The following is a 16,631-nucleotide window of genomic DNA, read 5'->3' as shown; positions in this document are numbered from 1 at the left end:
CGGCAGGGCTCAAAACAGGTCGATCTGCTTGTCCACGATTGCGCGAAAAGACGTGCCCATAAAACCGAGTATGCCGTCGGCTACCGGCTGTAGCTGACGCTCTGCGTAGTGTTCATAGTCCAGCGGCGCATGTGGCATCTCCGCCGGCTCTGCGCCGGCTGCGGTAATGACATACTCAACCCAGCTGCCGCGTGACGGGGGCGCCAGCCCTCTCTGCGCATAGAGCCTGGCCGCCTGCACATGCGGCGGCACATTGCGCTGGTAGTCGTCCAGTTTCCTGCGCAGCCGCTTACGGTAGACCAGTTCACCATCCCGTTGCCCCGCGAGCAATTGCAGATTGGTCTGACGCACGAAATCGACGAAGGGCTCCTCCATAAACACCCGCCGATAAAGCTCCTCCTGGAATGAGCGCGCCAATCGAGTCCAGTCGGTGCGCACATTCTCCAGACCCTTGAAGACCAGCCTGTCGCCCTCCCGGCCCGCTACCACGCCGGCATAGCGTTTCTTGCTACCTTTGTCTGAGCCGCGCACGGTTGGCATCAGGAAGCGCTTGTAGTGCGTTTCGAACTCCAGCTCCAGAGCACAGTGCAGACCGAACTCATCGGCGATCTGCTGCTGCCACCAGTGATTCAGACTGACCTCCAGCCCTCGGCCCGCAGCGACCGCCGCCGCATCATCAGCGGCTGTCTGAATCCAAACAAAAACAGAGTCGGTGTCCCCATAGATGACCCGGTGCCCCGCTTGCTCGATGTAATCACGCGTACGCTGCAGTATCTGGTGCCCGCGACGGGTAATCGACGTGGCCAGGCGGGCGTCGAAAAATCGACAGCCCGGTGACCCGAGCACCCCGTAAAATGAATTCATAATGATTTTGATGGCCTGGGAGAGCGGCGCATCATCCGCCTGACGGGCGGCGTCACGCTGCGCCCACAGTTGCTGGATCAGGTCCGGCAGTATGTGCCCATCCCGTGCAAAGCGGGCGTCGAGAAAACCGGGCACACAGGCCTCCTCGCCAAGCTCGCCTGATGCTCCCAGGGCCAGGCCCAGGGGATCTATGGCAAAGGTACGGATGATGCTGGGATACAGGCTTTTGAAGTCCAGCACCAGCACGTGATCGTAGATGCCGGGCGTTGAGTCCAGGACCCAACCTCCGGGGCTGGCAGTGTGGTCAGCGCTGGCATTGGGTGCGACATACCCTGCACGGTGCAGGCGCGGCAGGTACAAATTATCGAAGGACGCGACCGAACCGCCCATGCGATCCATATTCAGGCCAGTCATTGCCGTGCGAGCCACGGCAAAGTCCATCATCGCTGTGGTCTCAAAGATACGCGTGACCAATTCGCAGTCCTTGAGGTTATAGGCGGCAAGCGATGTCTTGTCCTCCCTGAACAGGCGGCCGATCTCTTCGCCACGGCCGGCACCGTGGAGCAACTTGCCCTCCCCCAGCAGTTCGTGGGCGACATTGTCCAGGGCAAAGCTCTCAAAGCTGTAAAACGCGGCTCGCAGCATGTCGATGCCATCCAGCACCACCCGTCCCGGGCACTGCACCGCGCGGCGCTCCCCGTCGTCATCGAGGCTGCGCCAGTGCGCCGGGCGACGGTCCCGTCCCAGCAATAGCCGACGGCCAAGCTGGTCCGCCACACGTTGCAAATACCAGCAGTCAAAGTTGATGACGTTCCAACCGATCAGCACATCCGGATCAAAATCAACCAGCCAGTCGAGGAAGGCCTGTAACAAGTTTTCCTGGCTGCTGCAGGTCTGCACGTAGTCCTGTGTAGCGCCTTCACCCAGCATGAAGACGCAACGCTGCTGCTCACTGGCACTCACGCCGTGCACGGCAATGGAGAATAGCTGTACGCCCGCCATCGCTGTCTCGATGTCAAACGAGGCGACCTTGAGTACGGGGCGATAATCCGAACGGCGAATCAGGGGATTCTCGATACGCAGATAGTCGCCACGCGGGCTCGCCTCGCCCTGTATCTGCGCGCCGCCGGTAACGAAGCGCTCCATCAGAAAGCGATCGGCGGGGTTGATGTCTGCCTCCAGCGGCTCCAATCCGGCGTCGCGAAGACGATCCGCCAGCTGACGCGAATGGCGGTAGCTGCGGCAGTAAACACCGGCAACAGCGGCCATGCTGAAACTCCGCAGCGGCAACGGCCTGATCTCGACACCCGGGTTCTCGCCAATCAACGCCTGCGCGCGGTCCAACTCATTGTCGGCAAGGAAGAAGACGCTCTGCTCGCCCCGCACCAGAGCGCAAAGCGGACCCTGGTCTGTGGAAAACCAGAATTCCAGCTCTACTCCCCCGGGCCCGTCTCGCCAGTTACGGGTCAACAGGAAGCCGTTATAGGTCTGTGTACTCAAACCCGCTCTCTTGTCATAGCCCACCGGGGGAGCTTAAGCTATCCTCCACCCGGCCGGGACATCATTTGAAAGGTAAAACCATGAACAAGCCCGTTATCAAGCCCGACCCTCTCTACCAGCTTCTGCGGAACGAGGACATCAAGAGTTTCAACGAGCAGCGGCACAAAATGGACACCAGCGACCTGCAAAGCGGCGACTACCGCGGGCGCGACCTGCGCAATATGGATGCGGAGGGCCTGGACTTCAGGGATTCCTACTTCCGCAATGCAGATCTCAGCGGTATCGATTTCCGCAACACCAACCTGGAGGGCGCCAGCCTGCTTGACGCCAAGCTCTCCGGCACCTATTTCCCCAAGGAGCTCTCCGCGCAAGAAATACGGCTCTCACTGGAAACTGGCACACGCCTGCGTTACACAGAGGAGCCGTAAGCTCGCTCAGCCCTGCAGTAAAAGATCCCGCAGATCGATAATGGCTGCATTGGCCCGGCTAATGTAGGAAGCCATCACCAGGGAATGATTGGCTACCAGGCCGAAGCCGGTGCCATTGAGAATCATCGGGCTCCATACGGTCTCCTGCGCTCCCTCCAGTTCACGAATAATCTGTCGCAAACTCACCAGAGCATTTTTCTTCTCCAGCACGTCGGCGAAGTCCGCTTCAATAGCCCTGAGAAAGTGTATCAGGGCCCAGGTCGTGCCGCGGGCCTCATAAAATACATCGTCGATTTCCAACCAGGGCGTTTTGACCTCCATCTCCACCGGCCCCTGCGTGGACTGACTGGCACCTGCATCCCCGGCGAGGTCCGTATTCAGGCGGCGCTGGCCTACACTGGCACTGAGGCGCTGGGAGAGCGAGCCCAAACGGGTATTCACTGTCGACAGCCAGTACCGCAGATTGTCTGCGCGCGCGTAAAACTGCGCTCCCGGAGCGTCTGCATCTGACAACCGACTAAAATATTTGCGGGTGAAGTCCTGGGCCTGCTGGTACTCGGACTCAGACGAGGGCAGCACCCAACTATCTGAATCGAAGTGATAGCGGGGCTCCGCCATCGCCAGGTCCTCATCTTCCGTTGACTGTGATTGGGAGCGACTGAACACTTCACGCATGGCTCGAGACAGGTCGCGGACCTGGATCAGCACACCGTATTCCCAGTTGGGCATGTTATCCAGCCAGATACCGGGCGGAAAACGGTCATTGTGCAGATAACCCCCGGGCTTCTCCAGCAGGGTCTCCATCACCCCCATGAGAGCAGCGGTGGTTACTGAGCCGGTGACGACTTCGCCGCCGTCCTCTGTTGCGTACTGCGCCGCCTTCTCCTCCGGGTCAAAGTGATCCGGTGTGAGACTCCAGAAAATACCGGTAATAGTGGCCACCAGCAGGTAAACAACCAGGGCCAACACCCCCCAGCGCACGGGGCGAGTGTCGGGCAGGAGATCGAACAGGCCATCGCGCCAGTCCGCAAGAGTTTCTTTTACTGCGTTCATCTGAAGTATGCCTTCTTAATGATGTTGATGGTGATCGTGCTGGCTTTCCCCAGCGCTCTTGCGCACATCTGCCCGTGCACAGGCCTCGGGGCCCGATGCCAACTGCAGACAAACTTCGCGACTGTCGCCGGGCTGGGGCATGGTGACCAGGTCAAACAACATCAGGTGAGTCCCTCCCGGCGCGAAAGACAAAGTCTGCCCCGGTGCCAACATCAGTGTACTGAGTTGCTCCATTCTGACCAGCCCCTCCACCTCCCGGCTGGTATGCATTTCCACTCTGCCGACGCCCTCTACCCGCGCGCCGGTGATCGTCACCGCCTGCTCGCCGTGGTTCATCACCTTGAGATACGCTGCCGTCACCGGCTGCGTGGGCGGCAGCGCTCTAATCCAGGCAGACGACAGCTGCACCTCGGCCAGCGCCGGGCCGGTGACAAACACAAGGATGAACAACAAGAAGCGGAACAACAGCACAATTTACTCCAGGTGGAAACTAACAGCAGATTCAAGCGTCGTACACTATATCATTGCCCGCACAGACGCGGCAGTAGATTGGGCCCAGCGCTACCGGCTGGTACACTCGCCCCATCACGACTCGGCTACCAAGGATAACCATGCGCGTACTGATCACAGCGCTGCTCTTGCTTTTCACCCCTCTGGCATTGGGCCAGGGCCTGGGCCAACCCGGCACCCCGACCTTTACCGCGACGCCCGTGCAGGACTTCCTGCCTGTGGAAGAAGCCTACCAGCTGGAGGTCGAGGTACTTGATGACGGCCGCCTGCGACTGTACTGGCAGATCGCGGACAGCTATTACCTCTACCAGCACGCGTTCAAGTTCAAGGCCAACAACGGCACACAAACACTGACTCCACAGTTTCCACCGGCACTTGAGCGCACCGATGAGTACTTCGGCGATGTCAGCGTCTACTACCAACAGGCCGACATTCCGCTAACGGCGTCACCCCCACTCTCCGAGGGATCGGTGCTCGCCGTGACCTTTCAGGGCTGTGCCGACGCCGGCCTTTGCTATCCACCGCGCACACAGTACTTCACGCTGGACCTCGCCAGTGCGGGCGCTCGCGAGATCGAGCGACCCGGCAGCAAAACACCAACGGCAAGCCGCAAGGCCGGAGCCGCAAATGCTGACCTGGGCTCCCTGCCCTATATGCTGCTGCTCGCCTTTCTGGGCGGCACCATTCTTAACCTGATGCCCTGCGTATTCCCTATTCTGTCGCTGAAAGTGCTCAGTTTCGCACGCAGCAGCGATCATGACCGGCATCTGCAAAGCTGGGTGTACACCGCTGGTGTGGTAGTCAGCTTCGTCGCCGTTGCCGCTGTACTGATCGGCCTGCAACAGGCAGGCAAGGCGGTGGGCTGGGGCTTTCAACTGCAAAGCCCCGGGTTCGTGGTCGCCCTGGCCTACCTGTTCCTGGCAATGGCCCTGTCGCTGTCGGGCCTGGTACACCTGGGCGGCAGCCTGATGAATGCCGGCAGCGGCCTGGCCAACCGGAGCGGCCCCGCCGGCAGCTTCTTCACTGGTGTGCTGGCGGTGGTTGTCGCCAGCCCATGCACCGCGCCATTCATGGGCACCGCCCTGGGCTTTGCCGTTACCCAACCACCACTGGTCGGGTTGTCCGTCTTTGCTGCACTCGGCCTGGGCATGGCTGCGCCCCTGCTGTTGTTCAGCTACAGTGGCGCCGCGCGCGCACTCATGCCACGTCCAGGCCCGTGGATGGAAACCCTGAAACAGTTTCTCGCGTTTCCACTCTATGCAGCTGCGATCTGGCTGCTGTGGGTAGCGGGCCGGCAAACCGGCGTCAATACCATGGCGGCGGTACTGGCCGGGGCGCTGGCCCTGGCGATGGCACTGTGGCTGTGGAGCCTGGGCGGCTGGAAACGCGGCCTGGCCGTAGCCTGCGCGCTACTGGCTATTTCACTGGGCAGTTGGCGCGGGCTGGACGAGAACGGCAGCCATGCCTCGACCCTGGCAGACAGCCATGTAGCATGGTCTGAGCAGCGCCTCGCCGATCTGCGAAAAGCGGGCAACCCGGTGTTCGTGGATGTGACCGCTGACTGGTGCATTACCTGTATCGCCAATGAACGCGCCGTGCTACTAACCGATTCCATGCAAGCCGCCTTTGCTGAACACGGCGTGGTCTACATGGTGGCGGACTGGACCAATTATGATGCTGATATCGCCGAGTTTATCAGCCGACACGGCCGCACCGGCATTCCACTCTACCTGATGTACTCCGCAAACACGGCGTCTGGGCCACTGATACTGCCGCAAATACTCACCGCCGACACCGTGCTTGAGGCGCTGGAGTCAGTTTCGGTGAAAAAGAAAGGAATTGCGGCGATCGTGCCGACAAACCAGGGGCATCTCTAGGCAACACGCTGTTTACACTGCAAACATTCTGTCGTCGTCACCAGCGGGACCACTACGGGATAAATATGGCTAACTTCTGCAATACAGCAGCGAATTGTCGCCAAAATTCGAAAAATTACCAATCGCCCTAGTTTACCGTAGACAGTGCACCATTATTACGCCAAACTTGCCGTTAATCCGTCCAGCCCCTGGTGCAACTCAACATGGCGACGATACTCGTACTACACGGCCCCAACCTGAACATGCTGGGCGAACGCGAGCCCGGGATCTACGGACACAGCACCCTCAGCGATATCAACCAATTGCTTGAACAACAGGCCAGGGAACGCGGGCACCACCTGCTCCACGTGCAAAGTAACGCGGAATACGAGCTGGTAGAGCGCGTACAGGACGCCAGGCACGAGGGCGTCAACTTCATCCTGATCAACCCCGCAGCTTTCACCCACACCAGCGTGGCGCTGCGTGACGCACTGGCCGCCGTGCAAATTCCTTTCATTGAAATCCACCTGTCAAATGTGCACGCAAGGGAGGCGTTTCGCCAACACTCCTATTTTTCTGACATTGCACTTGGGGTCATTTGTGGACTGGGACCCCAGGGCTATGAGCTTGGACTGCAGGCGGCCTTACGCCACCTGGAACAAACCTGAAACATTAATCAAGAGAGGCCAGTATGGACATCCGCAAGGTAAAGAAACTGATTGAGCTCCTGGAAGAGTCCAATATCGACGAAATAGAGATCAAGGAAGGCGAAGAGTCCGTTCGTATCAGTCGCAACAGCGCCCAAAACCTGATCGCAGCGGCCCAGCATGCCCCGATCTATGCCGCGCCCCCACCGGCGATGGCGCCGGTGGCGGCCCCAGCGGTGGCAGAAGCGCCTGCAGCACCGACTACCCCTGTCGAAAGCGCGCCAGCCACCTCAGGACACGTGGTGAAGTCGCCGATGGTCGGCACCTTCTATCGCTCCCCCGCACCCACTTCCCCCTCCTTCGCCGAAGTCGGTCAACAGGTTAAGGTAGGCGACGTAATTTGCATCGTCGAGGCCATGAAGATGATGAACCAGATCGAGGCAGACAAGTCCGGCACGATAGGGGCCATACTCGTGGACAACGGAGCACCGGTTGAATTCGACCAACCTCTGTTCACTATCGTTTAAGGCGCCCCGAGGAGCTAGACATGCCCATTCTGGACAAAGTACTCATCGCCAATCGCGGTGAGATCGCACTGCGTATCCTGCGCGCCTGCAAAGAACTGGATATCAAGACGGTTGCTGTGCACTCTTCGGCCGACGCCGAGCTGATGCATGTGCGCCTGGCGGATGAGTCGGTCTGCATTGGCCCCCCTTCATCCACCGAGAGCTACCTGAACGTTCCGGCCATTATTTCCGCGGCGGAGGTGACCAATGCCACGGCAATCCACCCAGGCTACGGGTTTCTGGCGGAAAACGCCGACTTTGCCGACCAGGTGGAAAAGAGCGGCTTTATCTTTATCGGACCCACCGCAGACACTATCCGCCTGATGGGCGACAAGGTCTCGGCAATCGAAGCGATGAAACGCGCCGGCGTACCCACGGTCCCGGGCTCGGACGGCCCGCTCACCGACGATCACGATCGCACAAGGGAAATTGCACTGCGTGTGGGGTACCCGGTCATTATCAAGGCTGCCGCTGGCGGCGGCGGGCGCGGCATGCGCGTGGTGCACAACGAGGAAGTATTAATCAGCTCCATCGAAGTGACCAAGTCCGAGGCCGCGGCCGCGTTTGGCTCAGACGTGGTCTACCTGGAAAAATTCCTGCAGAAGCCGCGCCACGTAGAAGTACAGATCATCGCCGATGGCCAGGGTGGCGCAATTCACCTGGGGGATCGCGATTGCTCCCTGCAACGCAGGCACCAGAAAGTACTGGAAGAGGCACCGGCACCCGGAATACCCGATGACCTGCGCAAGCAAGTCGCTGAAGCCTGCGTCAACGCTTGCCTGGAGATCGACTACCGCGGCGCCGGTACCTTTGAGTTCCTCTACGAGGACGGTGGCTTCTACTTTATCGAAATGAATACGCGAGTTCAGGTTGAGCACCCGGTCACAGAGATGATCACCAGCTTCGATATCGTCAAAGAGCAGTTGCGTATCGCCGCTGGCCTGCCGCTGTCGGTAAAGCAGGAAGATATCGAGTTCCGTGGCCATTCTTTCGAGTGTCGTATCAACGCCGAGGACCCGCAGAACTTCCTGCCATCACCTGGTAAAGTCACCACCTTTCACGCCCCGGGCGGCCTGGGCGTACGCTGCGACTCTCATCTTTACGACGGCTATACCGTGCCGCCGTTTTACGACTCGTTGATTGCCAAGATCATCACCTTCGGTGAGAGCCGTGACGTGGCCCTGGCAAGGATGCGCGGGGCGCTGGATGAACTGGTGATCGAGGGCATCCGCAGCAACACTCCCCTGCACCGGGATCTCACCCGGGATCGCGCTTTCCAGGCAGGTGGCGTGAGCATTCACTACCTCGAGAGCAAGCTTGAGGACTAGCCACCGTGGGTATTGATGTTGCGCGATGGGCACGCTGTCGCGCAGCTGAAATTACGGCGCCCACAGTGTCTCCCGCGCACCGGCAAACATGAGCTGGATTCAACTGCGCCTGGATACCGACCCGGAACAGGTGCCTGCACTGGAAAACCTGTTGCTGGCCAGCGGATCGGTTGCCGTCACCATGGAAGACAACGCCGACCAGCCGGTGCTGGAGCCGGCAGTCGGCGAAACGCCGCTGTGGGGGCAAACCCGGCTCACCGGCCTGTTCCCCGCGGACACAGACATGCGCGCGGTGCTTGAACATTTTCCCGATGACCTGCTCTCCCACTGCAACCAACGCATCGAGATTCTGGAGGACAAGGACTGGGAGCGCGAATGGATGCAGCACTACCAGCCCATGCAATTCGGTCAGCGCCTATGGGTATGTCCGAGCTGGCTGGCGCCGCCGGAACCCGACGCGGTCAACCTGCTACTGGACCCGGGCCTCGCCTTCGGCACCGGCACCCACCCCACCACTGCGCTGTGCCTCGCACAACTGGACGGCATGGACCTGGACGGTGCTACCGTGGTCGACTACGGCTGCGGCTCCGGCATTCTGGCTGTCGCCGCCCTGAAACTGGGCGCGACCCGGGCGCTGGGCGTGGACAATGACCCCCAGGCGCTGGTGGCGAGTCGCGATAATGCCGGGCGCAATAGCGTGGCAGAAAAGCGATTCCCTGTGGCCCTGCCGGGGCAATATGATGCCACCGCCTGGCAAGCACAGGCTGAAGTGGTCATCGCCAATATTCTAGCGGGGCCACTGATGGAGCTGTCGGACACGCTGCTGCACTTGCTCCAGCCCGGCGGCACACTGATGCTCTCCGGACTGCTCAATACCCAGGCTGCGGGGATGATCGAGCACTACGCGCCGCGGCTCGAGCTGTCAGTGGTCGGGGAGCATGAGGGCTGGGTTTGTCTTCGCGGTGAACTGCCCCTCGCAAACTAGTCGTCGGCCTGTGCCTTCCTCCGTATTGGCACCGCTGCTCTGGGCCTGCGCCCGGTGACTCCCGGCCGTTCCGACCGGGAGTCACCGGGCGCAGGCCGCTTGGACCCAAAACGCCCATCACCTGGCGACCCAACCCCGAAAAGCACCGTCTATCCTCAAATCTGGCCGTTTTTTGTGCAGAAATTCTTTCACCGCAAACCCCATCCGAGTAGAATACCGCCTCTTTTTGCACCACCCTAAACACAGTGTTCTCAATGCCACAGATTGGACCCTACAAGCTGGCCAACCCGGTCGCCCTTGCGCCGATGGCCGGTGTGACCGACCTGCCATTTCGCCGCCTGTGCGCGGAAATGGGCGCAGGGCTGGTGGTATCCGAGATGATCAGCAGTAATCCACGATTGCGGGATTCACGCAAAACCGCATTACGCAGTGTGCACGATGCAGAAGTTGAACCGCGCTCGGTGCAGATTGCAGGTAGCCACCCTGCCGAACTGGCAGCAGCGGCCTTCTATAATGTGGGCCGCGGCGCGCAGATTATCGACATCAATATGGGCTGCCCGGCCAAGAAAGTCTGTAAAAAGGCGGCTGGCTCTGCACTACTGGCCGACGAAAAGCTGGTGCGGGACATTCTGCAAGCTGTGGTTGCAGCCGTGGACGTGCCCGTCACCCTGAAGATTCGCACCGGCGCCAGCCGCGCGGAGCGCAACGGGGTAACCATTGCCCGTATCGCCGAGGACGCCGGTATTGCCGCACTGTCCGTTCACGGCCGCACCCGCGCTGACAAGTTCAACGGGCAGGCGGAGTACGACACTATTGCCTGCATTGTCGAGGCAACGGACTTCCCGGTGTTTGCCAATGGCGACATCGACTCCCCTGAAAAAGCGGCGGCAGTGATCGCTGCCACGGGTGCCGCCGGCGTCATGATCGGCCGCGCTGCCCAGGGCAGACCCTGGCTGTGCGGACAGGTAGCCGCACACCTGGCGGGAGAGCAATTCGTGGAACCATCCGCCAGGGATCAACTCGCCATACTGCGTCGGCACTTGCTGTCACTGCACACTTTTTACGGTGAATTCATGGGCCTGCGCATTGCCCGCAAGCACGTGGGCTGGTACCTGCAAGGACAGACTGCCTGCCACACCCACCGCGCGCGCTTTAATCAACTGGAATCGGCAGCCGCGCAGCTTGAACACATCAAACACTTCTTTCCAACTGACACCAATGAGGAGCTCGCAGCATGAGCAGGGCTGAACCCCTACCCGCAGCAGTGGACGGCGAAAACGCCGCTAACGACGAACAACTTCAACCCGGCAACGAAACCAACCTGCGCAATGCGGTGACCGCCAGTGTGCGCCGTTACCTGGCAGAACTGGACGGCCAGATTTCCACCGACGTCTACCAGATGGTGCTCGCGGAAATAGAAAAGCCCCTGCTGGAGGAGATCATGGTCTACACGCGCAACAACCAGACCAAAGCCTCCGTTATGCTCGGCCTGAATCGCGGCACCCTGCGCAAAAAGCTCAAGCAATACAATATGATTGGCAATAAGGACTAGCCCCATGAGTGAACCGGTAACCGTCGCCCGCGCGCTGATCAGCGTCTCGGACAAGTCAGGGATCGTCGAATTCGCCAGCAAACTACGTGACCTCGGTGTGGAACTGCTGTCCACGGGCGGCACCTATCGCCTGCTGCAGGAGAACGGCCTGGCCGTTACCGAAGTGTCCGAGTACACCGGTTTCCCGGAGATGATGGACGGTCGGGTGAAGACCCTGCACCCCAAGGTACACGGCGGCATTCTCGCTCGTCGCGGCCAGGACGACGCCGTCATGGCTGACCATGGCATTGACGCTATCGATATGGTGGTGGTTAACCTGTACCCCTTCGAGGCAACCGTGGCCAGGGCCGACTGCACGCTGGAAGATGCCGTGGAGAACATAGACATCGGCGGTCCCACCATGGTGCGCGCCGCTGCCAAAAATCACCGCTTCGTCAATATCGTCGTCAATGCATCTGACTACGACGCCATTATTGAGGAAATGCAGTCCAACGGCGGCGCTACCAGCCTGGAGACGCGCTTCGACCTGGCGATCAAGGCCTACGAGCACACCGCGGCCTACGATGGAGCCATCGCCAATCACTTTGGAAAACTGGTACCTGGCGGCTCAGAGAACTTCGCTCGTACTTTCAACACCCAGTTTCACAAAGTGCAGGAAATGCGCTACGGCGAGAACCCGCACCAGAAAGCGGCGTTCTACGTGGAAAGCAACCCCGCTGAAGCGGGCATCGCCACGGCAACCCAGATACAGGGTAAAGAACTGTCCTACAACAATGTGGCGGATACCGACGCCGCGCTGGAATGCGTCAAGTACTTCGACCAGCCGGCCTGCGTCATCGTCAAGCACGCCAACCCCTGCGGCGTGGCCGTAGCCGAGACGATCGGCAAGGCTTACGACCTGGCGTTCGCGACGGACACCGAGTCAGCGTTTGGCGGCATCATCGCCTTCAATCGTGAGCTTGACGGGGCCACGGCAGCGGCGATTTGCGAGCGCCAGTTCGTGGAAGTGATTATCGCGCCCAGCATCAGCGCTGAGGCCGCAGCGGCAGTTGCCCAGAAGAAAAATGTTCGCCTGCTTGAGTGCGGCCAATGGTCGGCACCGACCCCGGCCATGGACTACAAACGCGTCAACGGCGGCTTGCTGGTACAGGACCGCGACCTGGGCATGATCAGCCCCGACGACCTCAAAGTGGTCAGCAAGATATCACCTACCCAGCAACAGCTCAGCGACCTGCTGTTCGCCTGGAAAGTGGCCAAGTTCGTCAAGTCCAACGCCATAATCTACGCCAGCAATGGCCAGACCGTGGGCGTGGGAGCGGGCCAGATGAGCCGCATCAATTCTGCGCGCATCGCCGCCATCAAGGCGGAACACGCCGGCCTGCAGGTAAAAGGTTCGGTGATGGCCTCCGACGCCTTCTTCCCCTTCCGTGACGGTATCGACAGCGCCGGCGAGCGCGGTATCGCTGCGGTGATACAGCCCGGCGGCTCCATCCGCGACGATGAAGTGATTGCCGCGGCTGATGAGCACGGCATGGCGATGGTCTTCACCGGCATGAGGCACTTCCGTCATTAACGTCACGTCCCCGCCGGGAACGTGCCCAGAAAATTGAGACACAACAACCGGTATGACCAGAACCAATAAGCAAACAAACAGCATCGGGAAAGCACAATGAACGTACTGGTAATCGGCAGCGGTGGCCGGGAACACGCACTGGCCTGGAAGGCGGCTCAGTCCGACCGGGTGGATACCGTCTACGTGGCACCCGGCAACGCCGGCACCGCAAACGAGCCCGGTCTGCAGAACGTGGCCATTGATGTGATGGACTTCTCCGCACAGGCCGAGTTTGCAGAGAACAACGGCGTTGGCCTGACCATCATCGGGCCAGAGGCGCCGCTGGTGGAGGGCGTGGTCAATTTTTTCGCAGACCGCGGGCTGCGCTGTTTCGGTCCCAGCCAGGGCGCCGCCCAACTGGAGGGCTCAAAGGCCTTTACCAAGGACTTCCTTGCCCGCCATGGGATCCCCACGGGCGACTATGCCAACTTCACTGAACTGGAACCTGCACTGGCCTATCTGCGCGACAAAGGCGCGCCCATCGTGGTCAAGGCCGACGGGTTGGCTGCCGGCAAGGGCGTCATCGTTGCCGAGACCCTGGAGCAGGCCGAAGACGCCGTAACCGACATGCTCTCTGGCAATGCCTTTGGCGAGGCCGGCTGCCGGGTGGTTATCGAAGAGTTCCTCGAAGGCGAAGAAGCCAGTTTCATCGTGATGGTGGACGGACAGAATGTACTGCCCATGGCCACCAGCCAGGACCACAAGCGCATTGGTGAGGGTGACACCGGCCCCAACACTGGCGGCATGGGTGCTTACTCACCGGCACCGGTGGTGGACGATGTCATTTACCAGCGCATTATGGATCAGGTGATCATGCCCACCGTGCACGGTATGGCCGCAGAGGGCAACGACTACACTGGCTTCCTGTACGCTGGCCTGATGATTTCCCCGCAGGGAGAACCCAGGGTCATCGAGTACAACTGCCGCTTTGGCGACCCGGAAACCCAGCCCATTATGGTACGGCTGCAATCAGACCTGGTCGCGCTCTGTGAGCAGGCCCTGGATCAGGAACTGGACAAAGCCAGCGCCGAGTGGGATGCGCGCTGCGCCATCGGCGTGGTCCTGGCCGCGGGCGGCTATCCCGGCAACTACGCCAGGGGTGCGGTTATTCACGGGCTGGATGCAGAGCAGGAACAGGACATCAAGGTGTTTCACGCCGGCACCGCACAGGATGGTGACAATATTGTTACCAGCGGTGGCCGTGTATTGTGTGTGACCGCCCTGGGACAGGATATCGCCAGCGCCCAACAGGCTTGTTACCGCGCTGCCGACAAGATCAGCTGGGACGGTGTCACCCTGCGCCGTGACATTGGCTGGCGCGCCATCGCGCGTTATAGTCAGGACTGAGCCAACAGGCAGGCAAGCTTATGCGTCATCGCAGACTCTCTATGCTGGACCGCTTTATTACCGAAGCGGACTCAGTATTGCGCACCATCACCAATCGCGGCCATTCGGCCGGGCGCCCCTCGCCTTCCGATGGTCACACGGATACCCCGTTGGCGGAAAATGAACGCAAACATGTCGCCGGCCTGATGCGGGTCAATCATACCGGCGAAGTCTGCGCACAGGCGCTGTACCAGGGTCAGGCCCTCACCGCCCGACTGCCCAAGGTGCGAGATGAGATGCGCGAAGCCGCAGACGAGGAGATAGATCACCTGGTCTGGTGCGAGGAGCGCCTGCGCGAGCTGGACAGTCGACCCAGCGTACTCAATCCAGCCTGGTATGGCATGTCCTTCGCACTGGGTGCGATCGCCGGCGCCATTGGCGACGATATCAGCCTGGGTTTTGTCGCCGCCACCGAGGAGCGCGTCTGCAATCACCTGAAGGACCACCTCAAGCAACTGCCCGAGGAGGATCGTAAATCGCGGCTTATCCTGCAGCAGATGCTGGAAGACGAGGAACGTCACGGACTGAATGCGCTGGCCGCTGGTGGCAAGGATTTCCCACGCCCGGTCAAGGATGCCATGTCCGCCATATCCCAGGTGATGACTGGCAGCAGCTACCGGATTTGAAGGCCCGCCGCCAACGACAGCCTCTGGAAGCAACACCAGGGTCAGCACCGGGCAAACGCTTCCACAACCAGGCGATTGCCTGTTCCACTAGCGGCGGCAGCAAATGATTCAATGGCAGGACAAAACCCGTTTCCGCGTTGGTGAAACAGCTTTTCGCTGCTACGACTGGATGTTCGGCTCGCAGCCATCCACACCCGATGAGTACTTCCTGCAAAAAGATGCGGACATGGTGCGCGACTATGCGCGATTGGCCGCAGAAATCAGTCCGCAGCAGATATTCGAACTGGGCATCTGGCAGGGCGGCAGCTGTGTGTTCTTCAACGAGCTGTGCCGCCCGAAAAAATTGGTTGCTGTTGAACTGAACGAAGAGCGCATTGTGGCTCTGGACACCTACCGGGCTACGTCCGCACAGGGGCGCACTCTGACGCCGCTCTACGGCATTGACCAGGCAGATTCAGCAACCCTGGCAGAAATACTGCAAACCGAGTTCGGCGACACGCCGCTGGATCTGGTCATCGATGACGCCTCCCACTTTGTCGACGAGACACGCACCTCTTTTAACCTGCTGTTCCCCAGGCTTCGCCCGGGCGGCGCCTATGTTATCGAGGACTGGGCCTGGGCCCATGACCCGGTGGATGACCCGGCGGGCGCGGTGAACTTGTATCCCGAAAAGGAACCGCTCACCCGGCTGGTTTTCGAGCTGGTGCTCGCTGCCGGGTCCACTCACGACCTGATCAGGCATATCGAGGTCGACAGCCACAAGGTGACCGTATACCGCGGCGAGAGGGCAATCGACAGCGGCAGCTTCAATGTCAGTGACCTCTGCCTTCCACGCGGGCAGGCGCTGCTGGCAACATCTGTAGATACCCGGCCCTGATTCATGTCTACCGTTCTCAACGATGAGTTACTGCCGCCCTACCAACGCCTGATTCAGGGGCATATCGATGTGCACGCCGGACCCGCTGAATTGATCGAGGACCCTATCGGGGTGGGTGCCGTGGGCGGCAGTGGCACCAGACTGGTGGCCGCGCTGCTGGCACGCGCTGGTGTAGCGATGGCATCACCGATCAACAAAGCCGGCGACGCACTGGAGTGGCCACCCTACCGTAAAATACTGACCCAGCCTCTGCTGGAAACGTTCTCCCGCGACACCCTGCTGGCCAACGCCTACCAGGTATTCGAATCATTACTCGCTACCAGGCGCCAACAGCTGGGCCTGAACGGACGGGCTGGCTGGAAGGTTCCGGGGACTTTTCACTGGATAGCGGATCTCGCCCGGTACTTTCCACGCATGCAATATGTGCACCTGATGCGCAATGGCCTGGATATGGCCTACTCAGGCAACCAGGTACAGGCCAACAACTGGAGCAAGGCTGTGGGGGTGGAGCTCACACGCGACAAGGGCGGCAGGATCACCCCGGGTTCAGTACTTGATTACTGGTTAACGGCCAACGAAGTGGCGCTGCAAAGTTGCGACCGCCACCTCGCTGGCAGAGCCTACACGCTCAGATTCGAACAACTCTGCGCCGCGCCGGCGGCAGAGCTGGCCAAACTCATGGAGTTCCTGGCGCTGGATATTCCCACCGGGGAGCTTGACGCTATGGCTGCGCTGGTAGCCCCTCCCGCATCTATTGGTCGCTATCTTCAGGCAAACTGGCGCGAGGATTTCAGCGCCGGGCAGCTAGACCGTCTGGACCGCCTCGGCTACCAGCCGTAAC

16 protein-coding genes are annotated in these 16,631 nt (G+C 60.5%); 13 read left to right on the top strand and 3 right to left on the bottom strand.

Going from position 1 to position 16,631, the window contains the following annotated elements; translation table 11 throughout:
* Nucleotides 1-9 precede the first annotated feature (9 nt).
* The gene (locus C0039_RS13700) at nucleotides 10-2,364 is read right to left on the bottom strand and encodes a DNA polymerase II (RefSeq protein ID WP_243391621.1); all 2,355 of its coding nucleotides are present in this window, start codon (nucleotides 2,362-2,364) and stop codon (nucleotides 10-12) included.
* Nucleotides 2,365-2,444: 80 nt separating this feature from the next.
* Between C0039_RS13700 and C0039_RS13695 the strand changes: the two genes are divergently transcribed.
* Nucleotides 2,445-2,792 (top strand): pentapeptide repeat-containing protein, encoded by a 348-nt coding sequence (locus tag C0039_RS13695; RefSeq protein WP_075999351.1) that lies wholly within the window; start codon nucleotides 2,445-2,447, stop codon nucleotides 2,790-2,792.
* A gap of 6 nt (nucleotides 2,793-2,798) precedes the next feature.
* Here C0039_RS13695 and C0039_RS13690 read toward each other — a convergent pair whose 3' ends face one another.
* Nucleotides 2,799-3,845, bottom strand: coding sequence for a DUF2333 family protein (locus tag C0039_RS13690; RefSeq protein WP_075999352.1), 1,047 nt, complete (start codon nucleotides 3,843-3,845; stop codon nucleotides 2,799-2,801).
* 15 nt (nucleotides 3,846-3,860) lie between these two features.
* On the bottom strand, nucleotides 3,861-4,316 hold the full coding sequence (locus C0039_RS13685) for a copper chaperone PCu(A)C (protein WP_165787136.1): 456 nt from the start codon (nucleotides 4,314-4,316) through the stop codon (nucleotides 3,861-3,863).
* Nucleotides 4,317-4,456: 140 nt separating this feature from the next.
* Here C0039_RS13685 and C0039_RS13680 point away from each other — a divergent pair, with 140 nt between their 5' ends.
* The 12 genes from C0039_RS13680 (at nucleotide 4,457) to C0039_RS13625 (ending at nucleotide 16,630) form a co-directional block, all read left to right on the top strand.
* Nucleotides 4,457-6,232 (top strand): protein-disulfide reductase DsbD family protein, encoded by a 1,776-nt coding sequence (locus C0039_RS13680; protein WP_101518371.1) that lies wholly within the window; start codon nucleotides 4,457-4,459, stop codon nucleotides 6,230-6,232.
* Between the two features lie 203 nt (nucleotides 6,233-6,435).
* Nucleotides 6,436-6,879, top strand: a complete 444-nt coding sequence (aroQ, locus tag C0039_RS13675; RefSeq protein WP_075999355.1) for a type II 3-dehydroquinate dehydratase — start codon at nucleotides 6,436-6,438, stop codon at nucleotides 6,877-6,879.
* Between the two features lie 23 nt (nucleotides 6,880-6,902).
* The gene (gene accB, locus C0039_RS13670; protein WP_101518370.1) at nucleotides 6,903-7,385 is read left to right on the top strand and encodes an acetyl-CoA carboxylase biotin carboxyl carrier protein; all 483 of its coding nucleotides are present in this window, start codon (nucleotides 6,903-6,905) and stop codon (nucleotides 7,383-7,385) included.
* A gap of 26 nt (nucleotides 7,386-7,411) precedes the next feature.
* The gene (accC, locus tag C0039_RS13665; RefSeq protein ID WP_076002146.1) at nucleotides 7,412-8,752 is read left to right on the top strand and encodes an acetyl-CoA carboxylase biotin carboxylase subunit; all 1,341 of its coding nucleotides are present in this window, start codon (nucleotides 7,412-7,414) and stop codon (nucleotides 8,750-8,752) included.
* Between the two features lie 88 nt (nucleotides 8,753-8,840).
* Nucleotides 8,841-9,737, top strand: a complete 897-nt coding sequence (gene prmA, locus C0039_RS13660; protein WP_101518369.1) for a 50S ribosomal protein L11 methyltransferase — start codon at nucleotides 8,841-8,843, stop codon at nucleotides 9,735-9,737.
* Nucleotides 9,738-9,991: 254 nt separating this feature from the next.
* Complete coding sequence (dusB, locus tag C0039_RS13655; protein WP_101518368.1) at nucleotides 9,992-10,975, top strand: tRNA dihydrouridine synthase DusB; 984 nt, start codon at nucleotides 9,992-9,994, stop codon at nucleotides 10,973-10,975.
* Nucleotides 10,972-11,289, top strand: a complete 318-nt coding sequence (gene fis / locus C0039_RS13650) for a DNA-binding transcriptional regulator Fis (protein ID WP_075999359.1) — start codon at nucleotides 10,972-10,974, stop codon at nucleotides 11,287-11,289. Before dusB ends, fis begins: the two co-directional genes overlap by 4 nt.
* Nucleotides 11,290-11,293: 4 nt before the next feature.
* On the top strand, nucleotides 11,294-12,862 hold the full coding sequence (purH, locus tag C0039_RS13645; RefSeq protein ID WP_101518367.1) for a bifunctional phosphoribosylaminoimidazolecarboxamide formyltransferase/IMP cyclohydrolase: 1,569 nt from the start codon (nucleotides 11,294-11,296) through the stop codon (nucleotides 12,860-12,862).
* 96 nt (nucleotides 12,863-12,958) lie between these two features.
* The gene (gene purD / locus C0039_RS13640) at nucleotides 12,959-14,248 is read left to right on the top strand and encodes a phosphoribosylamine--glycine ligase (protein WP_075999361.1); all 1,290 of its coding nucleotides are present in this window, start codon (nucleotides 12,959-12,961) and stop codon (nucleotides 14,246-14,248) included.
* Nucleotides 14,249-14,268: 20 nt separating this feature from the next.
* On the top strand, nucleotides 14,269-14,913 hold the full coding sequence (gene coq7 / locus C0039_RS13635) for a 2-polyprenyl-3-methyl-6-methoxy-1,4-benzoquinone monooxygenase (protein ID WP_075999362.1): 645 nt from the start codon (nucleotides 14,269-14,271) through the stop codon (nucleotides 14,911-14,913).
* Nucleotides 14,914-15,016: 103 nt separating this feature from the next.
* A complete protein-coding gene (locus C0039_RS13630) occupies nucleotides 15,017-15,790 on the top strand; it encodes a class I SAM-dependent methyltransferase (protein ID WP_101518366.1) in 774 nt (257 codons plus the stop codon).
* Nucleotides 15,791-15,793: 3 nt separating this feature from the next.
* Nucleotides 15,794-16,630: a sulfotransferase family protein gene (locus tag C0039_RS13625; protein ID WP_075999364.1), complete on the top strand. Its 837-nt coding sequence runs from the start codon at nucleotides 15,794-15,796 to the stop codon at nucleotides 16,628-16,630.
* Nucleotide 16,631 lies beyond the last annotated feature (1 nt).

Origin of the sequence: Pseudohalioglobus lutimaris (assembly GCF_002866825.1) — a bacterium.
Classification (GTDB): domain Bacteria; phylum Pseudomonadota; class Gammaproteobacteria; order Pseudomonadales; family Halieaceae; genus Halioglobus; species Halioglobus lutimaris.
Note: the sequence above shows the minus strand (reverse complement) of the source record. Positions and strands in the feature narration are given on the sequence as shown.